Origin of the sequence: Pseudomonas sp. JBR1 (genome assembly GCF_028198185.1) — a bacterium.
In the GTDB taxonomy this organism is placed as follows: Bacteria; Pseudomonadota; Gammaproteobacteria; order Pseudomonadales; family Pseudomonadaceae; genus Chryseomonas; species Chryseomonas oryzihabitans_E.
The window spans coordinates 2,160,876-2,183,007 of the sequence record NZ_CP116340.1; the positions used below are offsets into that span (position 1 = coordinate 2,160,876).

A 22,132-nucleotide genomic window follows, 5' to 3' on the forward strand; every position below is an offset into this window, starting at 1 on the left:
CAAGCGGTTACCACGCGGGCTTGAACCACTGAAATTGCTGATTTCTGCCGGTGGCGAACGGCAGCTATGGGTCGACTCCTGCCGGTCAAGACCTACCCGAGCGCTGGTTACATCCAATGCGAATGGCTGGTCACGTCAGATGCAAACGGCTAGTCAGCATCCATACAAATTGTTCCGGTAGAGGGCAATTTCCCATCAAGCGACCAGTTGTAATGAACGGCAACCACGCAACCTACCCAATAGTTCTCCCAGGTTCCCTGAGCGTCCATTCATCAATCACATCAGCCTAGTCCTGCCCCAGCGCACGACGCTGATCCCGCCACGACCCTGTTGTAAACGGCGCCCACACCTCTCCCTCTGCTGGTGCACTGGGCACTTCTCGATCCAGTCGGAGTTGTAACCCACCGCGTGCAAAAGCTGCTGACCGTGCGGCGCAAGTCGTGGAGACTGCCAGGATTCACCGTCATCAAAAAACCAAAAGCCCGCAATTACGCGGGCTTTGGCTTTTCCTGCTAGACGTACCGGTCTATGCCGGACGCGGGATCACTCCCACTCAATCGTCGCCGGCGGCTTGCTCGAGACGTCGTAGGTGACGCGGGAGATGCCGTCGATTTCGTTGATGATGCGGTTGGAGACCTTTTCCAGCAGCTCGTAGGGCAGATGGGCCCAGCGGGCGGTCATGAAGTCGATGGTTTCCACCGCGCGCAGGGCGACGACCCAGGCGTAGCGGCGGCCGTCGCCGACCACACCGACGGATTTCACCGGCTGGAAGACGACGAAGGCCTGGCTGACCTTGTGGTACCAGTCGGCCTTGCGCAGCTCGGCGATGAAGATGTCGTCGGCGCGACGCAGCAGGTCGGCGTATTCCTTCTTCACTTCGCCGAGGATGCGCACGCCCAGGCCCGGGCCCGGGAAGGGGTGGCGGTAGACCATGTCGTAGGGCAGGCCCAGTTCCAGGCCGATCTTGCGCACCTCGTCCTTGAACAGTTCGCGCAGCGGCTCGACCAGCTTGAGGTTCATCTCCTCGGGCAGACCGCCGACGTTGTGGTGGGACTTGATGACGTGGGCCTTGCCGGTCTTGGCGCCGGCCGACTCGATGACGTCGGGGTAGATGGTGCCCTGGGCCAGGAACTTGATGTTGTCGAGCTTGCTGGCTTCGGCGTCGAAGACGTCGATGAAGGTGCGGCCGATGATCTTGCGCTTCTTCTCCGGGTCGGCTTCGCCTTCCAGGTTGGTCAGGAAGCGCTGCTCGGAGTTGGAGCGGATCACCTTGACGCCCATGTTCTCAGCGAACATGGCCATCACCTGGTCACCCTCGTGCAGGCGCAAGAGGCCGTTGTCGACGAAGACGCAGGTCAGCTGTTCGCCAATGGCCTTGTGCAGCAGGGCCGCGACCACCGAGGAGTCGACGCCGCCGGAGAGGCCCAGCAGCACGTTGGCGCTGCCGACCTGGGCGCGCACCTGGGCGATGGCGTCCTCGACGATGTTGGCCGGGGTCCAGAGGGCTTCGCAGCCGCAGATGTCCTTCAGGAAGCGCGAGAGGATGCGACCGCCCTGCTTGGTGTGGGTCACCTCGGGGTGGAACTGCACGCCGTACCAGCCGCGCTCGTCGTCACCCATGGCGGCGATGGCGCAGCTGGGGGTGCTGGCGACGACGTGGAAGCCTTCCGGCAGCTTGCCGACCTTGTCGCCATGGCTCATCCAGACGTCCAGGCCGAGCACGCCGTCGTCGTCGAGGTGGTCCTGGATGCCTTCGAGCAGGCGGCTCTTGCCGACCACGTCGACCTTGGCATAGCCGAATTCACGGATGTTGGAGCCTTCGACCTTGCCGCCGAGCTGCTCGGCCATGGTCTGCATGCCGTAGCAGATGCCGAACAGGGGTACGCCCAGGTCGAACACCGCCTTGGGCGCGCGCGGGCTGCCGGCCTCATGGACCGACTCGGGACCACCGGCCAGGATGATGCCGCGCGGAGCGAAGGCACGGATGTCGGCGTCGTCCATGTCGAAGGGGTGCAGCTCGCAATAGACGCCCAGTTCGCGCACGCGGCGGGCGATGAGCTGGGTGTACTGGGAGCCGAAGTCGAGGATGAGGATGCGGTGGGCGTGGATGTCTTGGGACATGGCCAGGTCTCGATAGCACTAGGTTCAGACGATTCGGGGCTGTCTAGACAGCCCCGAATCGCAACGATAAGAACAACAGATTAGGAATCAGCTAACGCGGTAGTTAGGCGCTTCCTTGGTGATCTGCACGTCGTGGACGTGGGATTCGGCCATGCCGGCGCCGGTGATGCGCACGAACTGCGGCTTGGTACGCATCTGCTCGACGGTGGCGCAACCGGTGTAGCCCATGGAGGCACGCAGGCCGCCCATCAGCTGGTGGATGATCGCCGCCAGCGGGCCCTTGTAGGGAACGCGGCCTTCGATGCCCTCGGGTACCAGCTTCTCCGCACCGGAGGCGGAATCCTGGAAGTAGCGGTCGCTGGAGCCCTGGGTCTGGGACATGGCGCCCAGGGAGCCCATGCCGCGGTAGGACTTGTAGGAGCGGCCCTGGAACAGCTCGACCTCGCCCGGGGCCTCTTCGGTACCGGCGAACATGGAGCCCATCATCACGCAGTAGCCACCGGCGACGATGGCCTTGGACAGGTCGCCGGAGAAGCGGATGCCGCCGTCGGCGATCAGCGGGACGCCAGTGCCTTCGAGGGCAGCGGCGACGTTGGCGATGGCGGAGATCTGCGGCACGCCGACACCGGCGACGATGCGGGTGGTGCAGATGGAGCCCGGGCCGATGCCGACCTTGACCGCGTCGGCGCCGGCATCAGCCAGGGCCTTGGCGGCTTCGGCGGTGGCGATGTTGCCGCCGATCACTTGCACTTGCGGGTAGGTTTCCTTGACCCAGCGCACGCGCTCGATCACGCCCTTGGAGTGACCGTGGGCGGTGTCGACCACGATGACGTCGACGCCGGCGGCGACCAGCGCGGCCACGCGCTCGGGGGTCTCGGAGCCGGTACCGACGGCGGCACCGACGCGCAAGCTACCGGCGTCGTCCTTGCTGGCGTTGGGGTAGGCCTTGGCCTTCTCGATGTCCTTGACGGTCATCATGCCCTTGAGGGCGAAGGCTTCGTCGACGATCAGCACCTTCTCGATGCGGTGCTTGTGCAGCAGCTCGCGGACTTCCTGCTTGTCGGCGCCTTCGCGCACGGTGACCAGGCGATCCTTGGGGGTCATGACTTCGCGCACCGGTACGTCGAGACGGGTCTCGAAGCGCACGTCGCGGGAGGTGACGATACCCACCAGGTCACGGCCGGAGATCACCGGGACGCCGGAGATGTTGTGCAGGCGGGTCAGGTCGAACAGATCGCGCACGCTGGCGTCGGCGTCGATGGTGATGGGGTCCTTCACCACGCCAGCCTCGAAGCGCTTGACCTTGCGGACTTCCGCGGCCTGCTGCTCGACGGTCATGTTCTTGTGGATGATGCCGATGCCGCCTTCCTGGGCCATGGCGATGGCCAGACGGGACTCGGTCACGGTGTCCATGGCGGCGGACACCAGGGGAATGTTCAGCTCGATGCCACGGGTCAGGCGGGTCTTGAGACTGACGTCTTTCGGCAGGACATCCGAATAGCCGGGGATGAGGAGAACATCGTCGAACGTCAGGGCTTCTTGGCTGATGCGCAGCATGGCGGGCGCTCCCGGGCGGGAAAATTTAGGAGCGCGACATTATACCTGCGCTTGGGGATGGGCAGCAACGCGCCTGACACCAACGGTCGGAGGATTCGATTTACTTGAGAATGACTATCACTTTAGAATCGCCGCCACCTTTCCCGCCCGCCCCGAGAACGCCCTTGAACACGCCGCCCAGAGCCCTTCGCCGTTTCGCTCCCTTCGCTTTCAGTACCCTGGCCCTGGCGACCAGTTCGGATCTGCTGGCGGCGGCTGACACCGCCCTCGCCCCCATGGACATCTCCGCCACGGCCAGCGAGGCCGACCAGGGCTATCGTGCGACCCGCGCCTCGACCGCGAGCAAGAGCGACGTGCCGATCAAGGAAGAGGCGCAGTCGGTGCAGACCGTGACCCCGCAACTGATCCAGGACTACGAGGTGCGGACCCTGGGCGATGCCTCCAAATTCGTCAGCGGCGTGACCCAGAGCAATACCCTGGCCGGGACCAAGGATGCCTTCGTCAAACGCGGCTTCGGTACCAACGCCGATGGCTCCATCCTGAGAGACGGGGTACGTTCCAGCCTGTCGCACAACTTCGACGCCACCGCCGAGCGCGTGGAGGTCCTGAAAGGCCCCGCCTCTCTTCTCTATGGTGCCCTCGAACCCGGTGGCCTGATCAATGTGGTCAGCAAGCAGCCGCAGTACCAGCCGCTTACCACCCTGAGCGGCTCGGCCTACAGCGAGGGTGGCGGCAACCTGGGCCTGGATACCACCGGACCGATTGGCGACACCGGCCTGGCCTATCGCCTGATCGCCGAACGCCAGAGCGAGGACTATTGGCGCAACTATGGTGTCAGCCAGCACAGCCTGGTGGCGCCGTCGCTGTCCTGGACCGGCGAGCGTGCCAGCCTGACCCTGGCCTATTCCTACAATGACTACTCCGGCCCGGTGGATCGCGGCACGGTATTCGTCAACGGGCATCCGGCCAACGTCGACTACAACAAGCGGCTGGACGAGAAATGGGCCAAGGGCGATGGCATCACCGAGACCGCCAGTGCTCGCTTCGAGTACCAGCTCAGCGAAGACTGGAAGACCCGGCTGATCTACGCCTGGAACAATGACAGGTACAGCCTGAACTTCGCCCAGCCCATTTCCCTGGCCGCCAATGGCAACCTGCTGCGCGCCGGCAACGGCGCCGACTACGACTACGAGACCCAGTACACCAGTTGGGACTTCATCGGCAGCCAGGAGCTGTTCGGCCAGCGCCACGAGCTGCTGGTCGGCATCGATCACGAAGAAAGCAGCCAGTACCGCGGCAAGACCTATCGCAACAACACGGCGTCCCGCCGCAACATCAATATCTTCGCGCCGGTGTACGGCAACCTGGCGGCGCCCAGCCTGCTCAGCGCCGCCCAGAGCGATCAGGACAGCGACCTGGACTCGACTTCCCTGTACTTCAAGGACAACTGGCACCTGAACGACCGCTGGATCCTGGTGCTGGGTGGGCGCTATCAGCAATTCGACCAGTATGCCGCCCAGGGCCTGGGTAGCACCCATGTGGTCAACCTGGACAAGCGCGATCATGCCCTCGTGCCGCTGGCCGGCCTGGTGTTCAAGGCGACCGATGAACTGTCGCTGTATGGCAATTACAGCCGCTCCTTCGTCCCCAACACCACGGTCGACGACCGCGGCACCACCTTCGAGCCCGAAGAGGGCCGCAGCGTGGAGGTGGGCGCCAAGTACGACCTGACGCCGGGTCTGAACCTCAATGTCGCGCTCTATGACATCGAGAAAAAGAATGTGGTGACCACCCGCACCGTGGGAGGCCTGAGTATCAGCGAAGCCGCCGGCAAAGTGGGTTCGCGTGGGGTGGAAGTGGATCTCACCGGTCGCCTGGCCGAGCGCTGGGACATGATCGCCACCTATGCCTACGATCACACCGAGGTGCTCGACGATCCCAGCAACGAGGGCAATCGCCTGCCCCAGGCGCCCAAGCACAGCGGCAGCCTCTACCTGACCCACCACCTGCAGGTGCCGTCCAACCTCGGTGGCTGGCACCTCGGCGGTGGGGCGCGCTACGTTGGCGAACGGGCCGGCGATGCGGCCAATAGCTTCTACCTGAGCAGCTACACCGTGGCCGACGCTTTCCTGCGCTGGGACTTGCCGGTAACCGGCTACCAGGCGCGGCTGCAGCTGAACGTCGACAACCTGTTCGACAAAGAGTACTACCCGTCGAGCGCCAACAGCCCGCTGCAGGTGGCGGTGGGTGAGCCGCGAACAGCGCGGTTGAGTGCCACGGTGAGTTTCTGATCGGGGCGTTCCCTCACCCCAGCCCTCTCCCAGGGGGAGAGGGGGCGACAAGGCGTAGAGTAGGAGCACTGCCCCTAGGGTGGCTGCCGGCGCAGCCCCGGCCACTGATCGCCACGTGCAATCCCGTGGAAAACGCTTCGCGGTTTTCCACGCTACGAACAAGGATGCATCGCCTGTAGGAGCGGCCCATGGCCGCGATCCGCTAGAAGCCTACCGTCACCCCAACCCTCTTCCATGTAGAGAGGGGCGGAGGGTGGCCGGTTGAAGCGGCCTGGCTTCCGTAGCGAGTGCCAGCCCCGAGGTGATGCTCTATCCTAGCCGCCCCGTCACGGGGCCTCGGCCCGCCTGGCGGGCCTCTTTCGGTCTTCAGCCAGTCCCCGTCATGCTCGATCGTCGCGCCTTTCTCCAGCTCGCCACCGGTACCGCCTTGCTCGCCGGCCTGCCCGGTCGGGTGTTCGCGCGTGCGGCGGTCGCCGATGGCGAGTTTCCACGACAGGTAGAGCATGTGGTGGGCAGCACCACCCTCCTCCGCGCGCCCCAGCGGGTAGCGGTGATTTCCACCGGCCAGCTGGACGCCGCCCTGAGCCTGGGCGTGATCCCGGCCGGCACCACCCGGGTGGACAATCGCGACCTGGCGCCGGGCTATCTGCGCACCGCCTTTGCCAGCCGCGCCAACGAGCTGGAGGCCATGGTCGATCTGGGCAGTCGCCAGGCGCCGGACCTGGAGGCCCTGGCACGACTGGCGCCGGATCTGATCGTGCTCAATCGCAGCGTGCTCGCGGCCGGCGGCCTGGAGCTGTTCTCGCGGATCGCCCCCACAGTGGTGGCGCGCGGCACCGGTGGCAACTGGCGGCCGGACTTCCTTTTGCTGGCCGATGCCTTGGGGCGGCGGCAACAAGCGGAGCGCCTATTGGCGGACCTGGACCGGGATCTCGCCGGCATGACGCAGCGCCTGGGAACGCAGCCGCCCTCCGCCTCCCTGCTGTTTTCCAGTGGCGCCCGGCTGCGCCTGATGGGGGCGGACTCCTTCGCCGGTGGGCTGCTGCAGGCCATGGGCGTGACGCGCCCGGCGGCCCAGCGCTTCAAGGGTACCTCGCGGGATGTCAGCACCGAGTTGCTGGATCTCGCCGACGCCGACTGGCTGTTCTATGCCGAACAGGGCACCGCCCTGGCCAGCCTGGCGCGGCAGCCGCTGTGGCCCCGGCTGGAAGCGGTGCGCGAGGCCAGGGCCATTCGCGTGGATACCGACGCCTTCTACCTCAATGCCGGCCCCCTGGCCGCGCGCCAGGTGGTAACGACGGTCGCTACCGCTCTGGGGGTGGCATGACCCAGCCGGCCCGAGTCACGCGCGCTACCCAGGGTGCCTCCTCTGCCCGAGGCGCCCTGGTGCTGCTCCTGCTGCTGATCGTCCTGGCGCTGGCGGTGGTGGCGAGCCTGGGCATAGGCGCTCGGCCGCTGTCGGCGGCGCACCTCCTGCACCTGCTCTTCGCGCCCGATGGTTCCACCGATGCCGTGGTGCTCTGGGAACTGCGGCTGCCGCGCACCCTGCTCGGGCTGTTGGTGGGCGCCGCCCTGGGCCTGGCCGGTGCCCTGATGCAGGCGCTAACGCGCAATCCCCTGGCCGATCCCGGGCTGTTGGGCATCAACGCCGGGGCGGCCTTCGCGGTGGTGGCCGGGCTGTCGCTGGTGGGGCTGGACGATGCCCCGACGCGCCTGGCCTGTGCCCTGCTGGGGGCGGCCCTGGCTGCTGGCCTGGTCTATCTGCTCGGCGGCAGCGCGCCGGCTCGCGGCCAGCCGCTGCGGCTGATCCTCGCCGGCATCGCCCTGAGCGCCAGCCTCAACGCCTGCACCGGCATCATCACCCTGTTCGACAGCGCGGTGTTCGACAGCTATCGCTTCTGGGCGGTAGGCGCCCTGAGCGGCCAGACACCGGGCGGCGCCCTCACTATCCTGCCCTTGCTGCTGATTGGCCTGCTGCTGAGCCTCCCCCTGGGCGGCCGCCTCAATGCCCTGGCCCTGGGCGATGACCTGGGTCGCGCCCTCGGCGCCCGGCCGGGGCAGCTACGCCTGCTGGCCTTCGTCGCCATCGTGCTGCTGTGCGGTGCCGCCACCGCGGTGGCCGGCCCCATCGGCTTCCTGGGGCTGGTGGTGCCCCACGCCCTGCGCCTGCTGGTGGGCGCCGACTGGCGCTGGATCCTGGCGCTGGCGCCCCTGGCCGGTGCCAATCTGCTGTTGCTGGCCGATACCCTGGGCCGCCGCGTGGCCCTGCCGGGCGAACTGGAGGCCGGAATCGTCTGTGCCCTGCTCGGCACCCCAGTGTTGCTCGCCTTGATCATCCGCTCCGCCCGCCGGGTGCGCCCTTGAGTCGCCATCGTTTCGCGCCACGGCGCTCGGCACGCTTCAAGGCCTGCCTGTTGCTGCTCATGCTGGCAGCCATTGGCATCTGCACCCTGACCCTCAGCGGCGGCGCCTTCGCGCCGACGCCGCACCGGGTGGTCGCCACCCTCATGGGCCAGGGTGATGCCCTGGCCCGCCTGATCCTGCTGGACCTGCGCCTGCCACGGCTGCTGGCGGCCTTTGGCGTCGGTGCGGCCCTCGGCGCGAGTGGCGCCATCTTCCAGCGGCTGGCGCGCAATCCGCTGGCTAGTCCGGACCTGGTGGGCTTTACCGTCGGCTCGGCCAGCGGCGCCCTCATCACCCTGCTCTGGCTGCAACTGGGCGGCGCGGCACTGATGCTGGGCGCCCTCACCGGCGGTCTGCTGGCGGCGGTGCTGGTGGCCGGGCTCGCCGGTCTGGCCGGCATCCGTGGCGAGCGGATGATCCTGCTCGGTATCGCCGTCAGCGCCCTGCTCGCCTCGCTCAACGAATACCTGCTGACCCGCGCCGAGCTGGACGAAGCCCAGGAAGCCCGGCTCTGGCTGTTCGGCAGCCTGGACATGATGACCTGGAGCCGCACCCTGACCCTGCTCGCCGGCTGCCTGTTGCTGCTGCCGCTGGCCGCCTGGCTGGCGCGCCGGCTGCGCCTGCTGGAGCTGGGCGACGACCTGGCCCGAGCCCTGGGCCTGGCCGTACTGCCCAGCCAGAATCTGCTGCTGGCCGTCGCGGTGGCCCTGGCCGCCCTGGCCATCGCCACCGCCGGCCCCATCGGCTTCGTCGCCCTGGCAGCGCCCCAGCTGGCCCGGCGCCTGACCCGCAGCGCCGATCTGGGCATCCTCGCCCCCGCCCTGCTCGGCGCCTGCCTCACGGCGCTCGCCGATCTGCTGGCCCAGCGGCTGCTGGCACCCTTCCAGATTCCGGTCGGGCTGCTCACCGGCGCCCTGGGCGGCCTCTATCTGATCTTTCTGCTGAGCCGCGAATGGCGGCGGACCTCATGAGCCAAGACGCTTCCCCCAGCCGCCTCGCCGCCCACCGTCTGACCGTGGGCTATGGCGGCCAGCCGATCTGCGCCGATCTCGACGTGCGGCTGCCCGATGGCCGTTTCACCGTCATCATCGGCCCCAACGGCTGCGGCAAGTCGACCCTGCTGCGCAGCCTGGCGCGACTGATCCGCCCCAGCGCCGGCGAGGTGCGCCTGGACGGCCGGCTGATTCAGGACCTGCCCACCCGCGAGGTGGCGCGGCGCATCGGCCTGCTGCCGCAGAGCGCCGTGGCCCCGGACGACATCCTGGTCAGCGACCTGGTCGCCCGCGGGCGCCATCCCCATCGGCAGGCCTTCGCCGGCTGGACGGATGCCGACGAGGCGGCGGTGCAGCACGCCCTGGAAGCCACCAATACCCTGGAACTGGCCGAGCGCGCGGTGGACAGCCTTTCCGGCGGCCAGCGCCAACGGGTATGGATCGCCCTGGCCTTGGCCCAGGAGACGCCGCTGCTGCTGCTCGACGAGCCCACGACCTTCCTGGACATCGCCCACCAGGTGGAGCTGATGGAGTTGCTCTGCCGCCTCAATCGCGCGGGTGGCCGCACCCTGGTGGCGGTGCTGCACGACCTCAACCAGGCCTGTCGCTACGCCGACCACATCATCGCCCTGCGCGCCGGGCGCATCCTCGCCGAGGGGCCGCCGGCGCAGATCGTCACCCCCGAGCTGATCGAGGCGCTGTACGGCCTCAAATGCGCGGTGATCGAAAATCCCCTGGCGGGTACGCCGCTGGTGATTCCCTATTAAAAGCAGGTCCCGGAAAACGCTGCGCGGTTTCCAGGCTACCGGTAGGGTGGACAACGGCGCAGCCTTGTCCACCGTCGCGCTACCATCTTGTCGGACGACCTTGCAGGTGCTCCACTGGCGGTCCAGAACAACAACGGAGCCCGCCATGCATATCGTCATCCCGGACGACTACCAGCACGTCGTCGAAACCCTGGATTGCTACCCCCTGCTCCAGCGCGCCGGGCATCAGGTGACGCTCTATCACGACGCCGAGCGTGATCCCAAGGTGCTGGTGGAGCGCTTCCGCGATGCCGATGCCCTGGTGCTGACCCGTGAGCGCACCCGCGTCGACGCCGAGCTGCTGGCGCACCTGCCCCGGCTCAAGCTGATCAGCCAGACCGGCAAGGCCACCGCCCACCTCGACGTGGCCGCCTGCACTCGCCAGGGCGTGGCGGTGTGCGAAGGCAGCGGCTCGCCGGTCTCCACCGCCGAGCTGACCTGGACCCTGATCCTCATGGCCCGCCGCAAGCTCAAGCCGGCCATCGACGCTCTCTATGCCGGGCGTTGGCAGGTCAACCTGGGCGAGCGGCTGGATGGGCAGATCCTTGGCATCTGGGGCTACGGCAGGATCGGCCAGCGCCTGGCGCGCTACGGCCAGGCCTTCGGCATGCCGGTGCTGGTCTGGGGCAGCGAGGCCTCGCGTGCCCGCGCCGAAGCCGACGGCCATCGCGCAGCGACCAGCCAGGAGTCTTTCTTCGCCGAGGCCGATGTCATCAGCCTGCACCTGCGATATAGCGAGCGCAGCCGCGGCTGCGTGCGCGCCGAGGACCTGGCACGGATGAAGAAGACTGCCCTGCTGGTCAACACCGCCCGCGCCGGCCTGGTCGAACCAGGTGCCCTGCTCACCGCACTGGAGCTGGGGCATCCCGGCCAGGCGGCGCTGGATGTGTTCGAGCAGGAACCCGTGGCGCCGGACGATCCCCTGCTCGCCCATCCCCAGGTGCTCTGCACGCCGCACCTGGGCTATGTGGAAAAGCACAGCTACGAACTCTATTTCGGCGAAGCCTTCGCCAATCTGGTGGGCTTCTTCGCCGGCGAACCGACCGGCCTGGCGAATCCGGAGGTGTTGGGACGGTAGGGCCGGGTGCGAGTGGATAAGGCTGCGCCGTTGTCCACCCTACGCTCGAATCTCCGTAGGGTGGAAAACCGCGCGGCGTTTTCCACGGCTCTGGCTTTACCGCACCTGTTGGGCTTCGACGATGGAGCCTTCTTAGCCCAACCTACGAATTGGGTGCCTTTCAGCGTAGGTTGGCGTTGGGCGCAGCGAAGCCCAACAGTCCACGGCGCGGTCTGGCGTTGGGCTTCGACGATGGAGCCGTCTCAGCCCAACCTACGGCCGCCGCTCCCTTACCGCGGCGGCGAAGGCAGCGGGCGCTTCCTGGGGAATGTTGTGGCCGCACCCGGGCACCACCTCGTAGCGGAAAGGCCCACGGAAATGCCGGGCTACAACGGTTTCGCCTTGTACCTTCGTCACGCCGTCGTCGGCGCCGGCCAATACCGTGGTGGGCACGCTGATGGGCGGCTGCGTGGCGAGCCGGCGCTCGGTCTCGGCATAGGCCGGATCATCCGGCGCGAGGCCATAGCGGTGGCGATAGGAGTGGATCACGGTGTCGACGAAATCGGGATTGTCGAAGGCTGCGGCGGTAAGCGCATAGGTGGTGTCGCTGAAGTGCCAGCTGGGCGACCACAGTGACCAGAGCAGTCGACAGAAGTCGCGGCGATGGGCCGCCAGGCCTGCACGGCCCCGCTCACCGTGGAAGTAGTACTGGTACCAATAGCGCAATTCCGCCTCCGGGGCGCCAGGCTGGGTAGCGGCAGTGGCGATGTCCTGGATCGGATAGCCGTCGCCCAGCACCAGCCCCGCGACCCGTTCCGGCCAGAGCGCGGCCACGATACCGGCGGCGCGACCGCCCCAGTCATAGCCGGCCAGGGTCGCCCGCTCAAGCCCCAGGGCATCGAGCAGCGAAAGGACGTCGTGGGCCAGGGCGGCCTGCTGGCCGGAGCGTGGGGTGTCGGCGCTCAGATAGCGCGTCGCGCCATAGCCACGCAGGTAGGGCACATAGACCCGGCAGTCCTCGGCGGCCAGTTCGTCGGCCACCTCATCGTAGGCGTGGATGTCGTAGGGAAAGCCGTGCAGCAGCAGGACCAGCGGGCCATTTTCCGGTCCTTGGACCTGATAGGTCACGTCCAATACGCCTGCCTGGATGGAGGTGAGCATGGGAGTTCTCCGCAAAGGGGCTCTAGAGCGGAGACTCAGGTGGGCTTGGGAGTTCCCGACGTCGAGGCGTCGTGGAAAACGCCAGGCGGTTTTCCATCCTATGGCGATCCAAGAGCATCGCGGCCATGGGCCGCTCCTACAGGAGTATCCGTTTCCCGTAGGAGCGGTCGCTACGGCGTACCGGCATGGCCGCGATCAGCGACGTAGCTTGGGTTGAGCGCAGCGAAGCCCAACGCGGGGATCCGGCCTCGTTGGGCTTCGACGATGAAGCCGTCTCGACCCAACCTACGGGTCCCCTGCCCAGGATGACCTGACTACCCCGCCCGATACCGTCCGATCAGGGTCGCCAGCGACGTAGGTTGGCGCTGAGCGCAGCGAAGCCCAACATTCCACTGTGCGGCCTGGCGCTGGGCTTCGACGATGGAGCGGTCTCAACCCAACCTACGGGTCCTCCACCCAGGATGACCTGGCTACCCCGCCAGATACCGTCCGATCAGGGTCACGCCCGAGACCAGCACCAGCCAGGTCACCAGCCGGGTGAAGCGCTCGCGGGACAGGCGCCGTTGCAGGTGGCGACCGATCCAGCCGCCGAGCAACATGGCCGGCAGCAGGCAGACGGCGAGCAGCAGCAGGCTGCCGTCGCTGTAGGCGCCGGCGATCAGCAGCAGGACGATGCGAATGGAGGCGCTGCAGCCGATGAGAAAGCTCTGGGTGCCGCGGATGGCGTTCTTGTCTTCCAGGCGGCCGTTGAGATAGAGCGCATAGAGAAAGCCGCCGCTGCCGAACAGGGCGCCGCACAGGCCTCCGACGCCACCTGCTGGGATCGACCAGGCCGGCGCCAGCTGGCGAAAACCCTTGGGCGTGAGCAGGCTGTAGGTGGAATAGGCGACCACGAAGAGGCCCAGCCAGAGCATCAGCAGCCGGGCATCGGTGCGCATCAGCAGGTAGGTGCCCAGGGCGGCGCCGAGCAGCAGCATGGGCAGCAATCGCCTGAGTTCGCGCCCGGCAATGGCGCGGCGATCCGGCAGCCAGTTATGAAAGGAGGCGAGGAAATCCAGCATCACTAGCAGCGGCACGATGCGCGACAGCGGCATCCAGCTGGTGAGCAAGGGACCTGCGACCAGGGCGCTGCCGAAACCGGCCACGCCGAAGATCAGGTAGGCCAGGACCACGATGGCTTCGATGAACAGCCAGTCGAGCGGGCTAAAGGCGGGAACGAGGGCAGCGAGGGTTTCGAGCATGGGAGCGCATCCTGCGACAGGAAATCGCATTCTGCGCCCCCGGAACGGCTCGTGAAAACCGCCGGCTGCCCGCGTTCACGGGAACCGGCGATCCAGAGCGGCTCAGGGAATCAGGCGCTGGGCTCTGAGGCGGGTGAAGAGGTCGAGAAAGCTCGCCCGGGTGTCGCGATAGCCGAAGAAGCCCAGGTCACGACTCTTGGTCATGTCGTTGAGGCATTCGAGCTCGCGACCCAGGTCGGCGTCGCTGTGCCACCAGGAAGCGAGCTTGTCGACATCGGCTTCCACCAGGTCGTGCTCCTCGGCCAGCTTGCGCCACTGCGCCGGGGCCGTGTCCTTCATCCGCGCTTCCAGCGGCATGGGCTGCTCGGGATAGGGTGCCGGCTCCAGGTCGAAGAAGGCGGCGATTTCGCTCCACAGCCAGCGCCAGCGGAAGACATCGCCATTGACGGTGTTGAACGCCTGGTTGCGCGCCGCCGGTGCCAGGGCCGCCCACTCCAGCTGCTCGGCCAACAGGCCGGCATCGGTGACGTCGGTCAGGCTGTCCCACTGGGTACGGGAGCCGGGAAAGACGAAGGGCTGGCCGGTGGCCTTGCACAGGGAGGCGTAGACCGCCAGGGTCAGGCCCATGTTCATGGCGTTGGTGCCCTTGGCCTGGCCGATCATGCTGTGGGAGCGGTGCACGCTCCAGCCGAAGCCATGCTGCTCGGCGGCGGCGAAGAGAATGTCTTCCAGGGTGTAGTAGAAGTTGGCGCCGGGCTGGCGCGGTTCGCTTTCGCGGAAGGGCGTCTCGGCCTTGCCGCTGCCGTATTCCTCGAAGGAACCCAGGTAGTGCTTGGTGCCGGTGACCAGCGCCAGGTGCTGCAGCGGCGCGCCGGCCAGGGCCTGGCAGAGGTTGTTCATCATGGCGCCATTGGCCTCGACGTTTTCCTTCTCGGTGTCACGGCGGGTCCAGGTGCAGAAGAACACGTGGCTGATCGGCAGGCCGGCCAGGGCCTGGCGGGTGGACTCGGCATCCAGCAGGTCGGCGGCGACCGGGATGACGCCTTCCTGGGCCACGGGTTTACGGGCCAGGCCATAGACCGTCCAGCCCGACGCCACCAGGGTGTGGGCCAGGTTGTAGCCGGAAATGCCGGTAACGCCAACGATAAGAGCAGTGCCCTTGCGCATGAAACCTCCAATAGGGTTGAGAGAGAGCCTGCGGCAGTCGCAGGCGCTGTAGATAAGGGAGTGCCTTGTCTCAGGGTTGATTCCAGCCTATTGGAGAATTAACGGCGTATCCTGGGTATAAATTCCTCTTTCAACGGAATCAGATTCCGCAATAAGGAACCTGCCTTGTATTCTTCCGAACGCCTCAAGGGGCTCGACGTCTTTGTCACCGTGGCCGATCTCGGCAGCTTCACCGCCGCCGGCGAGCGGCTCAATCTGACCGGTTCGGCCGTCGGCAAGAGCGTGGCGCGATTGGAAAGCCGGCTGGGCGTGCGGCTGTTCCAGCGCACCACCCGCCGCCTGAGCCTGACCGAGGCCGGCGCCAGTTTCTATCGCACCTGCACCGGGGTGCTGGCCGAGCTGGAACAGGCCGAGCTAGGGCTGACCGCTCAGGACGGCGAGCCCCATGGCCGGGTGCGCATCGACCTGCCCGCTTCCTATGGCCGCCTGCACGTACTGCCGCTGATCCTGGAGCTGCTGCACCGCTATCCCCTGCTGCAACCGGATCTGTCGTTCGCCGATCGCTTCGTCGATCCGGTGCACGAGGGCATCGACATCCTGGTGCGCATCGGCGGCTCCGATGCCTGGCCGGCCAGCCTGGGGCATCGTTTCCTCGGTACCCAGCGCCAGGTCTTCTGCGCCGCTCCGGCCTATCTTGCCCAGCATGGCCGCCCCCAGACCCCGACCGACCTGGTCGATCATCAGTGCATCGGCTTTCGCCAGGCCGACGGCCTGGTCAGCCCCTGGCAGCTGCGCGGCGAGCAGCCGGGCGATAGCGAACGCTGGGTGTTCCAGCCGCGGCTGGTAGTGGGCGATGGCGAAGGCGAGGTGCTGGCGGCGCTGGCTGGCCATGGCATCGCCCAGCTGCCGACCTGGCTGATCGCCGAGCACCTGGCCACTGGCGCCCTGGTCGATGTGCTGCCCGAGCATGCCGTCGACGGCTCGCCGATCAACCTGGTATGGCCGCGCAGTCGCGAGACCCTGCCCCGGGTCCGGCTGCTGCTCGACCACCTGGCCACGCGCCTGTTGCCTACCGTGGCGCCGCGGATGTCCCGCTAGGCACGACCGGTCGACGGCTGCGTCGTACCAGGCCGTGCGCCACGGGAACATCGTCCCAGACACCCCGGTCGTAAAACGTCGTACCCCTGCCTGACCCGAGTTCCATCGATGGGCGGCATGACGATTATCGAGACGATCGATTGGCGCCGCCGTGCCTGGCTGCGCAGGATCGATGGTTTGCTAGCTGGCCAGGCCCGCCTGGCCGCCCCTGTTCCACCATCTAGATGAGGTATCTCATGAGCCAAGCCCAAGGCTACGCTGCCCAGTCCGCCGACCAGCCCCTGGCGCCCTTCTCCTTCGAGCGCCGCGAGCCGGGCGCCCACGACGTGCAGATCGACATCCTCTTCTGCGGCGTCTGCCATTCCGACCTGCACACCGCACGCAACGAGTGGAACAACACCCTCTTCCCGTCCGTGCCCGGCCACGAGATCGTTGGCACCGTTACCGCGGTCGGTGCCCACGTGAAGAACTTCAAGGTCGGCGACAGCGTCGGCGTCGGCTGCATGGTCGACAGCTGCCAGCACTGCGCGCCCTGTGATGCCGGCGAAGAGTCCTATTGCGAGAACGGCTTCACCGGCACCTACAACGGCAACCTCTACGGTGGCAGCGAAAACACCCAGGGCGGCTACTCCGACCACATCGTGGTGAACGAGAAGTTCGTGCTCAAGGTGAGTCACACCGAGAACCTGGCCGCCGTGGCACCGCTGCTGTGCGCCGGCATCACCACCTACTCGCCGCTGGCCCACTGGAAGGTCGGTCCGGGCAAGAAGGTCGGCATTGTCGGTCTGGGTGGCCTGGGCCACATGGGCGTGAAGATCGCCCACGCCATGGGTGCCCATGTGGTGCTCTTCACCACCAGCGCCAACAAGAAGGACGACGCCCTGCGTCTGGGCGCCGACGAAGTGGTGGTCTCGAAGAACGAAGACGAGATGGCCGCGCACGCCAACAGCTTCGACTTCATCCTCAACACCGTGGCCGCGCCGCATAACCTGGACGCCTTCCTCACCCTGCTCAAGTGGGACGGCACCATGACCCTGGTCGGCGTACCCGCCGAGCCGCACCCGGCGCCCAGCGTGTTCAACCTGGTGATGAAGCGCCGCCAGCTGGCCGGTTCGCTCATCGGTGGTATCCGCGAGACCCAGGAGATGCTGGATTTCTGCGCCAAGCACGGCATCGTCTCGGACATCGAGCAGATCGCCATCCAGGACATCAACGAAGCCTATGAGCGCATGCTCAAGAGCGATGTGAAGTATCGCTTCGTGATCGACATGCAAAGCCTCAAGCAGGGCCAGACCGCGGCCTGATCCCGCGCTCCGTTCCGCCGACAACGCCCGCGCCCGTCGCGGGCGTTGTCATTTCCGGTAACGCATTTTTGGCGCGCCCTGCGGTCCTAGCGATGACGACAATAACGAGGCGGCCGCCATGCAGTGGGACAAGGGACAACGTAGCGACAATGTAGAACAGGCCAGCGGTGGACGCGGCATGAAAATCGGCGGCGGCCTGGGCCTGGGCGGCGTGGCCCTGGTGGTGGTGTTCGGCCTGCTCAGCGGCCAGAGCCCGACGCAGATCCTGGGCAACCTGATCAGCCTCAGCGGCCAGAGCGCGCCGAGCCAGCAGCAGACCACCGCCCCGGCGGACAATCGCCAGGTGGATTTCGTCCGCGTGGTGCTGGGCGAGACCGAAAATACCTGGACGCGCATCTTCCAGGCCCATGGCGAGCAGTATCAGCCGCCCAAGCTGGTGCTGTTCAACGGCCAGGTGCAATCCGGTTGCGGTGGCGCCACGGCGGCCAGTGGCCCCTTCTATTGCCCGGCGGACAGCAAGGTCTACCTGGACCTCACCTTCTTCCAGGAACTGCAGCAGCGCTTCGGCGCCGATGGCGACTTCGCCCGTGCCTATGTCATCGCCCACGAGGTCGGGCACCATGTGCAGAACCTCACCGGCACCACCAGCAAGATGGAAGCGGCCCGTCGCCGTGGCATCCCCACCGAAGGTGCCACCGGGTTGTCGGTGCGGCTGGAACTGCAGGCCGACTGCTATGCCGGGGTCTGGGCCAACGACGCCCAGAAACGCTTGAACTGGCTGGAGCCGGGCGACCTGGAAAAAGCCCTGAACGCCGCCAACGCCATTGGCGACGACCGCCTGCAACGCCAGTCCCAGGGTCGCGTGGTGCCGGACTCCTTTACCCATGGCAGCTCGGCGCAACGGGTCAAGTGGTTCCGCGCGGGCTTCGACAGTGGCAAGGTGGAGAGCTGCGACACCTTCGCCGCCAAGGCGCTCTGATCCCCCGGGAGATCCTCGATGCATCGGCTGCTCGCGCTGTGCCTGGCGCTGGCCTGGGGCTCCGTCCTGGCGGCGCCTCACGAAGGCGTTGCCCGTATCGTCGACGACCGCTTGCCGATCGGTCAGGCGCAGGCCGCATTGCAGCTGTCCACCGACTGGAATCAGCCGCACCCGGAAATTCGCCGCGCCCTGGTGATCGTCCATGGCCGCCTGCGCAATGCCGCGACCTATTTCCGCTCCGGCGAGACAACCACGGCGGCGGCGGGAGCAGGCGCGGATACCCTGGTGATCGCCCCGCAGTTTCTCAACGAAACGGATATCCAGCGTCATCGATTGCCTGACGACCTGCTGCGCTGGCAAGGGAACGCCTGGATGGGCGGCGAGCCCGCCCTGGGCCCGCGACCCTTGAGCAGTTTCGCGGTGTTCGACGCCCTCCTCGCTCGCCTGGCGGACCGCCAGCACCTGCCCAATCTGCAGGAGGTGGTGATCGCCGGCCATTCCGGCGGTGGCCAGGTGGTGCAGCGCTACGCCGTCCTGGGCCAGGGTGAGCGCCAACTGGCCAGCAGCGGCATCCGCCTGAGATTCGTGGTGGCCAACCCGTCGTCCTATGCCTATTTCGATGGCCAGCGACCCGATGCCCAGGGCCGGCTTGTGCCCTTCGCCAGCGCGGCCGCCTGCGCGGATTTCGACACCTGGAAATATGGGATGCAGGGCTTGCCGACCTATGCCGAAGGGCGCTCTGCGGCGAGTCTGGAGCAGCACTATGTGGGCCTGGACATCACCTACCTGCTTGGCGCCCGTGATACCAATCCGCAGCATCCGGCGTTGGACAAGAGCTGCGCCGCCGAAGCCCAGGGCCCCTATCGTCTGGCACGCGGGCTGAATTACTACCGTTACCTGCAAGACCGTCATCCTGGGCTGCGCCAGCAACTGGTGGAGGTGCCCGGCGTCGGTCACAACGGCGATGCCATCTTCACCTCCGCTGCAGGCCGCCGGGCGCTGTTCGGCGTTGGCGGCTAGCCCTCGAAACCCAGTCGTTCAGTGGTACTGAGGATGTCCTGCACTCTGGCGACGAAGGCATCCAGGGTGAAGGGCTTGGCCAATACGACCATCCGCTCACCGATCAGGGGCACGGGCGGCTCGCTGCCCGCCGCATACCCCGTGATGAAGAGGACCGGCAGGTGCGGGCGCAGGGTACGGGCCGCGTTGGCCAGCAGCCGGCCGTTCAGCCCCGGCAACCCGACGTCGGTGATCAGCAGGTCGAAGCCCTCGCCTTCGCGCAGCGCCTCCAGCGCCGCGTCGGCATCGACCGCATCGCGATAACGCCAGCCCTGGTCGACGAACAGCTGCACCAGCAACTCGCGAATGACTGCATCGTCCTCCACCAGCAGCACCCGGACGCTAGGCAGCGCGCGGGCCACCTTAGCGCTGGAGGCGGCCAGGGGCACGCGGATCGGCGGGGTCGGATGACGCGGCAGGAGCAGGCTCACCCGACAGCCCTGCCCCGGCGTACTGGTCACGTTCACCTGGCCACGGGACTGCCGCACGAAACCATAGATCATGGACAGTCCCAGCCCGGACCCCTGGCCCACGGGCTTGGTGGTAAAGAAGGGTTCGAACACCCGCTCCAGCACCTCCGGAGACATGCCCACGCCGTCGTCAGCGACCTCGATCAGCAGGTAATCACCCGCTGGCAACGCCGGGTCGGCATCATGCTGTACCCAGTTGCGCGCGCTGATGGTCAGGGTACCGCCCGCGGGCATGGCATCGCGGCTGTTGATGGCCAGGTTGAGCAGGGCATTTTCCAGCTGGTGGGGATCGGCCTCGACCGGCCAGAGCCTGGCATCCAGATCGAGTTGGCAGCGAATCTGCGGCCCCAGGCTGTGCAGCAGCAACTCCTGGAAGTCGCCGATCAGTCGGGCCACGTCGACCGCCTGGGGATTGAGCGTCTGCCGGCGGGAAAAGGCCAGCAGGCGATGGGTGAGACTGGCGCCTCGCCCCACCGATTGGGTCGCGGTATCGAGCAGCCCACCGACGCCAGCCAGGGCCTCCGCCGGCAACCGGCGGCGCAACAGATCCAGGCTGGCCTGGATGCCGGCCAGGAGATTGTTGAAATCATGGGCGATGCCGCCAGTGAGCTGGCCCACAGCCTCCATCTTCTGCGCCTGGCGCAGCAGCTCCTCGGCCTGGGCGCGACTGTGCATCTCCTCGTGCAGCTGGCGGTTGCGCTCCTCCAGCTCGGCGGTACGCGCCTGCACCTGGACCTCCAGAGTGGCGCGCTCGCGGCGCAATGCTTCCTCGGCCTCGCGACGGTCGTCGATGTCCTCGCTGGTACCATACCAGCGGATCACCCGCCCGGCCTCGTCGCGGCGCGGATAGGCGCGGGTGCGCATCCAGCAATGGCTGCCATCCGCCAGCCGCACCCGATGCTCCTGATCGTAGGCATGGCCGGCGCGGCACGCCGCGTCCCAGGCTCGCCGGGTCACCAGGCGGTCATCCGGATGCAGCAGCGTCCAGAAGTCCTCGGCCTGCAAGTCACTCTGGCCGGTCAGCAGCTGCCAGCGTGGCGAGAAGACCATGAGGCGGCCGCTGGGGTCACAGGTCCAGGTGTATTGCGGATTGAGCTCCACCAGGTGCCGATAGTGGTCTTCGCTCTCGCGCAGCTGCAGATCCGCCTGATGACGCTCGATGGCCAAGGCCGCGGTCTCGGTAACCAGGCGAAAGGCGTCGCGCTCGGCGGCCAGAGGGCGCCGCGGCTCCAGGAAATAGTTGGCGAAGGTGCCCAGCAGCCGGCCATCCAGGGCCAGCAGCGGCATCGACCAACAGGCGCGCAGGCCGTAACGTAGTGCCAGGTCCCGAGCGCCGGCCCACAGCGGATCGCGGGCAATGTCCTCGACATAGACGGCTTCGCGCCGGTAGGCGGCGGTGCCGCAGGAACCCGCCTGCGGACCTATTTCCAGCCGACCGAGATCGCGGCTGTAGGCGTCCGGCAGGCTCGGCGCGATCCCGTCCTGCAAGAAACGACCGTCATCGCTGAGCAGCAGGATGCAGGCATGCAGGCGCACCTGCGCCAGATGCTCCACCCGTTGCATCAAGGCATGCAGCACGTTGGCCAACGGCAACCCGGTGGCAAGGCTTTCCAGCGTCTGGCGCTCGTACTGGCGCAGGTCACCGGCAGGCTGCTGATCGCTGGAAGATCGCTGAAGGCTCATACGACTGGCCTGGCATGAATCCAAAGTCAGCATCTTAGCCATCCCCCAGGCAACCGACAGACTATTTGCGCCTAGTGGACGTTTTAACAGCGTCAAAGCGCCGCCAGGATTTCCGTGCAGTCCTCGAAACGCTGGTCGCGCGATGCCGGCCAGGGATCGCCAGGCTGGTTGACCTGCAGCGTACGGCAGCCCGCCGCTCGCCCACATTCCAGGTCATAGCGGTGATCGCCGATCATCACCAGGCTGGCGGGCGCCACCTGCCAGCGCTCGGCGAGATGCAGCAGGCCACCCGGATGGGGCTTGGGCGGGGCCTCGTCGCGGCCGAGCACGGCGGCAGGCTCGAAGCAGTCTTCCAAGCCGATGGCCGCCAGGGTCAGCAACGCCAGGTCGCGCGCGTTGCGGGTCAGGATGCCCAGGTGGCAGCCGCGTTCATGCAGCGCGCGCACCAGGTCCACGGCGCCCGGCGCCGGGCGGGCGGCGACGGCCAGTTCCCGCTCGTGCTCGAACAGCCAGGCGTGCTTGGCCTCGCGCTCGGTGGCCGGCAGGTCGGCCAGGTGATGCAGGATGTCGGCCTGCTCGGGAATACCCAGGTGGCGGCGAATGGCGGCGAAGTCGTGTACCGCCAGGGTGAGGGTGCCGTCCAGGTCGAACACCCAGTGGCTGAGGTGACGCAGCGTCATGCGGAGATCCTTTGGCAGGGGTGACCTTCGGGCACTCGGGGGGAACCCTGGTCACGGGTGTTC

At 67.1% G+C, this 22,132-nt stretch carries 17 protein-coding genes and 1 pseudogene; 10 read left to right on the forward strand and 8 right to left on the reverse strand.

What is annotated here, in order from left to right; all coding sequences use genetic code 11:
- Positions 1-286: 286 nt before the first annotated feature.
- From PJ259_RS22895 to guaB, 3 genes and pseudogenes are all read right to left on the reverse strand, one after another.
- Positions 287-443, reverse strand: a pseudogene (locus PJ259_RS22895) (tyrosine-type recombinase/integrase); the annotation flags it as partial.
- 100 nt (positions 444-543) lie between these two features.
- Positions 544-2,121, reverse strand: coding sequence for a glutamine-hydrolyzing GMP synthase (gene guaA / locus PJ259_RS10015; protein WP_271655647.1), 1,578 nt, complete (start codon positions 2,119-2,121; stop codon positions 544-546).
- Positions 2,122-2,208: 87 nt separating this feature from the next.
- Positions 2,209-3,678: an IMP dehydrogenase gene (gene guaB, locus PJ259_RS10020; RefSeq protein ID WP_059315777.1), complete on the reverse strand. Its 1,470-nt coding sequence runs from the start codon at positions 3,676-3,678 to the stop codon at positions 2,209-2,211.
- A gap of 164 nt (positions 3,679-3,842) precedes the next feature.
- On the opposite strand from guaB, the gene PJ259_RS10025 reads away from it, so the two are divergent.
- The 6 genes from PJ259_RS10025 (at position 3,843) to PJ259_RS10050 (ending at position 11,248) form a co-directional block, all read left to right on the forward strand.
- The gene (locus PJ259_RS10025; protein WP_271655648.1) at positions 3,843-5,969 is read left to right on the forward strand and encodes a TonB-dependent siderophore receptor; all 2,127 of its coding nucleotides are present in this window, start codon (positions 3,843-3,845) and stop codon (positions 5,967-5,969) included.
- Between the two features lie 382 nt (positions 5,970-6,351).
- Complete coding sequence (locus PJ259_RS10030) at positions 6,352-7,296, forward strand: ABC transporter substrate-binding protein (protein WP_271655649.1); 945 nt, start codon at positions 6,352-6,354, stop codon at positions 7,294-7,296.
- 59 nt (positions 7,297-7,355) lie between these two features.
- Complete coding sequence (locus tag PJ259_RS10035; protein WP_271655862.1) at positions 7,356-8,333, forward strand: FecCD family ABC transporter permease; 978 nt, start codon at positions 7,356-7,358, stop codon at positions 8,331-8,333.
- On the forward strand, positions 8,330-9,343 hold the full coding sequence (locus PJ259_RS10040; RefSeq protein ID WP_271655650.1) for a FecCD family ABC transporter permease: 1,014 nt from the start codon (positions 8,330-8,332) through the stop codon (positions 9,341-9,343). The genes PJ259_RS10035 and PJ259_RS10040 overlap by 4 nt, the downstream gene beginning before the upstream one ends.
- Positions 9,325-10,131 carry an ABC transporter ATP-binding protein gene (locus tag PJ259_RS10045; RefSeq protein WP_271655651.1) on the forward strand — a complete coding sequence of 269 codons (807 nt, stop codon included), beginning with the start codon at positions 9,325-9,327 and terminating at the stop codon, positions 10,129-10,131. The genes PJ259_RS10040 and PJ259_RS10045 overlap by 19 nt, the downstream gene beginning before the upstream one ends.
- Before the next feature lie 145 nt (positions 10,132-10,276).
- A complete protein-coding gene (locus PJ259_RS10050) occupies positions 10,277-11,248 on the forward strand; it encodes a D-2-hydroxyacid dehydrogenase family protein (protein WP_271655652.1) in 972 nt (323 codons plus the stop codon).
- A 252-nt stretch (positions 11,249-11,500) separates the two neighbouring features.
- Here PJ259_RS10050 and PJ259_RS10055 read toward each other — a convergent pair whose 3' ends face one another.
- The 3 genes from PJ259_RS10055 to PJ259_RS10065 all read right to left on the reverse strand — a co-directional run bounded on the left by PJ259_RS10055 (position 11,501) and on the right by PJ259_RS10065 (position 14,796).
- Positions 11,501-12,388 carry an alpha/beta fold hydrolase gene (locus tag PJ259_RS10055; RefSeq protein ID WP_271655653.1) on the reverse strand — a complete coding sequence of 296 codons (888 nt, stop codon included), beginning with the start codon at positions 12,386-12,388 and terminating at the stop codon, positions 11,501-11,503.
- Positions 12,389-12,858: 470 nt separating this feature from the next.
- Complete coding sequence (locus tag PJ259_RS10060) at positions 12,859-13,629, reverse strand: sulfite exporter TauE/SafE family protein (RefSeq protein ID WP_271655654.1); 771 nt, start codon at positions 13,627-13,629, stop codon at positions 12,859-12,861.
- A 102-nt stretch (positions 13,630-13,731) separates the two neighbouring features.
- Complete coding sequence (locus PJ259_RS10065; RefSeq protein ID WP_271655655.1) at positions 13,732-14,796, reverse strand: SDR family oxidoreductase; 1,065 nt, start codon at positions 14,794-14,796, stop codon at positions 13,732-13,734.
- Between the two features lie 165 nt (positions 14,797-14,961).
- On the opposite strand from PJ259_RS10065, the gene PJ259_RS10070 reads away from it, so the two are divergent.
- The 4 genes from PJ259_RS10070 to PJ259_RS10085 all read left to right on the forward strand — a co-directional run bounded on the left by PJ259_RS10070 (position 14,962) and on the right by PJ259_RS10085 (position 19,197).
- On the forward strand, positions 14,962-15,894 hold the full coding sequence (locus PJ259_RS10070) for a LysR family transcriptional regulator (protein WP_271655656.1): 933 nt from the start codon (positions 14,962-14,964) through the stop codon (positions 15,892-15,894).
- A 236-nt stretch (positions 15,895-16,130) separates the two neighbouring features.
- Positions 16,131-17,198: an NAD(P)-dependent alcohol dehydrogenase gene (locus PJ259_RS10075; protein ID WP_271655657.1), complete on the forward strand. Its 1,068-nt coding sequence runs from the start codon at positions 16,131-16,133 to the stop codon at positions 17,196-17,198.
- Positions 17,199-17,316: 118 nt separating this feature from the next.
- Complete coding sequence (gene ypfJ / locus PJ259_RS10080) at positions 17,317-18,177, forward strand: KPN_02809 family neutral zinc metallopeptidase (protein ID WP_059315788.1); 861 nt, start codon at positions 17,317-17,319, stop codon at positions 18,175-18,177.
- Between the two features lie 18 nt (positions 18,178-18,195).
- Positions 18,196-19,197 (forward strand): alpha/beta hydrolase, encoded by a 1,002-nt coding sequence (locus PJ259_RS10085; protein WP_271655658.1) that lies wholly within the window; start codon positions 18,196-18,198, stop codon positions 19,195-19,197.
- Here PJ259_RS10085 and PJ259_RS10090 read toward each other — a convergent pair.
- Together PJ259_RS10090 and PJ259_RS10095 are read right to left on the reverse strand one after the other, a co-directional pair.
- Positions 19,194-21,389: a hybrid sensor histidine kinase/response regulator gene (locus PJ259_RS10090; protein ID WP_271655659.1), complete on the reverse strand. Its 2,196-nt coding sequence runs from the start codon at positions 21,387-21,389 to the stop codon at positions 19,194-19,196. The genes PJ259_RS10085 and PJ259_RS10090 overlap by 4 nt on opposite strands.
- A gap of 92 nt (positions 21,390-21,481) precedes the next feature.
- Positions 21,482-22,069: an HAD family hydrolase gene (locus tag PJ259_RS10095; protein WP_271655660.1), complete on the reverse strand. Its 588-nt coding sequence runs from the start codon at positions 22,067-22,069 to the stop codon at positions 21,482-21,484.
- Positions 22,070-22,132: the final 63 nt, after the last annotated feature.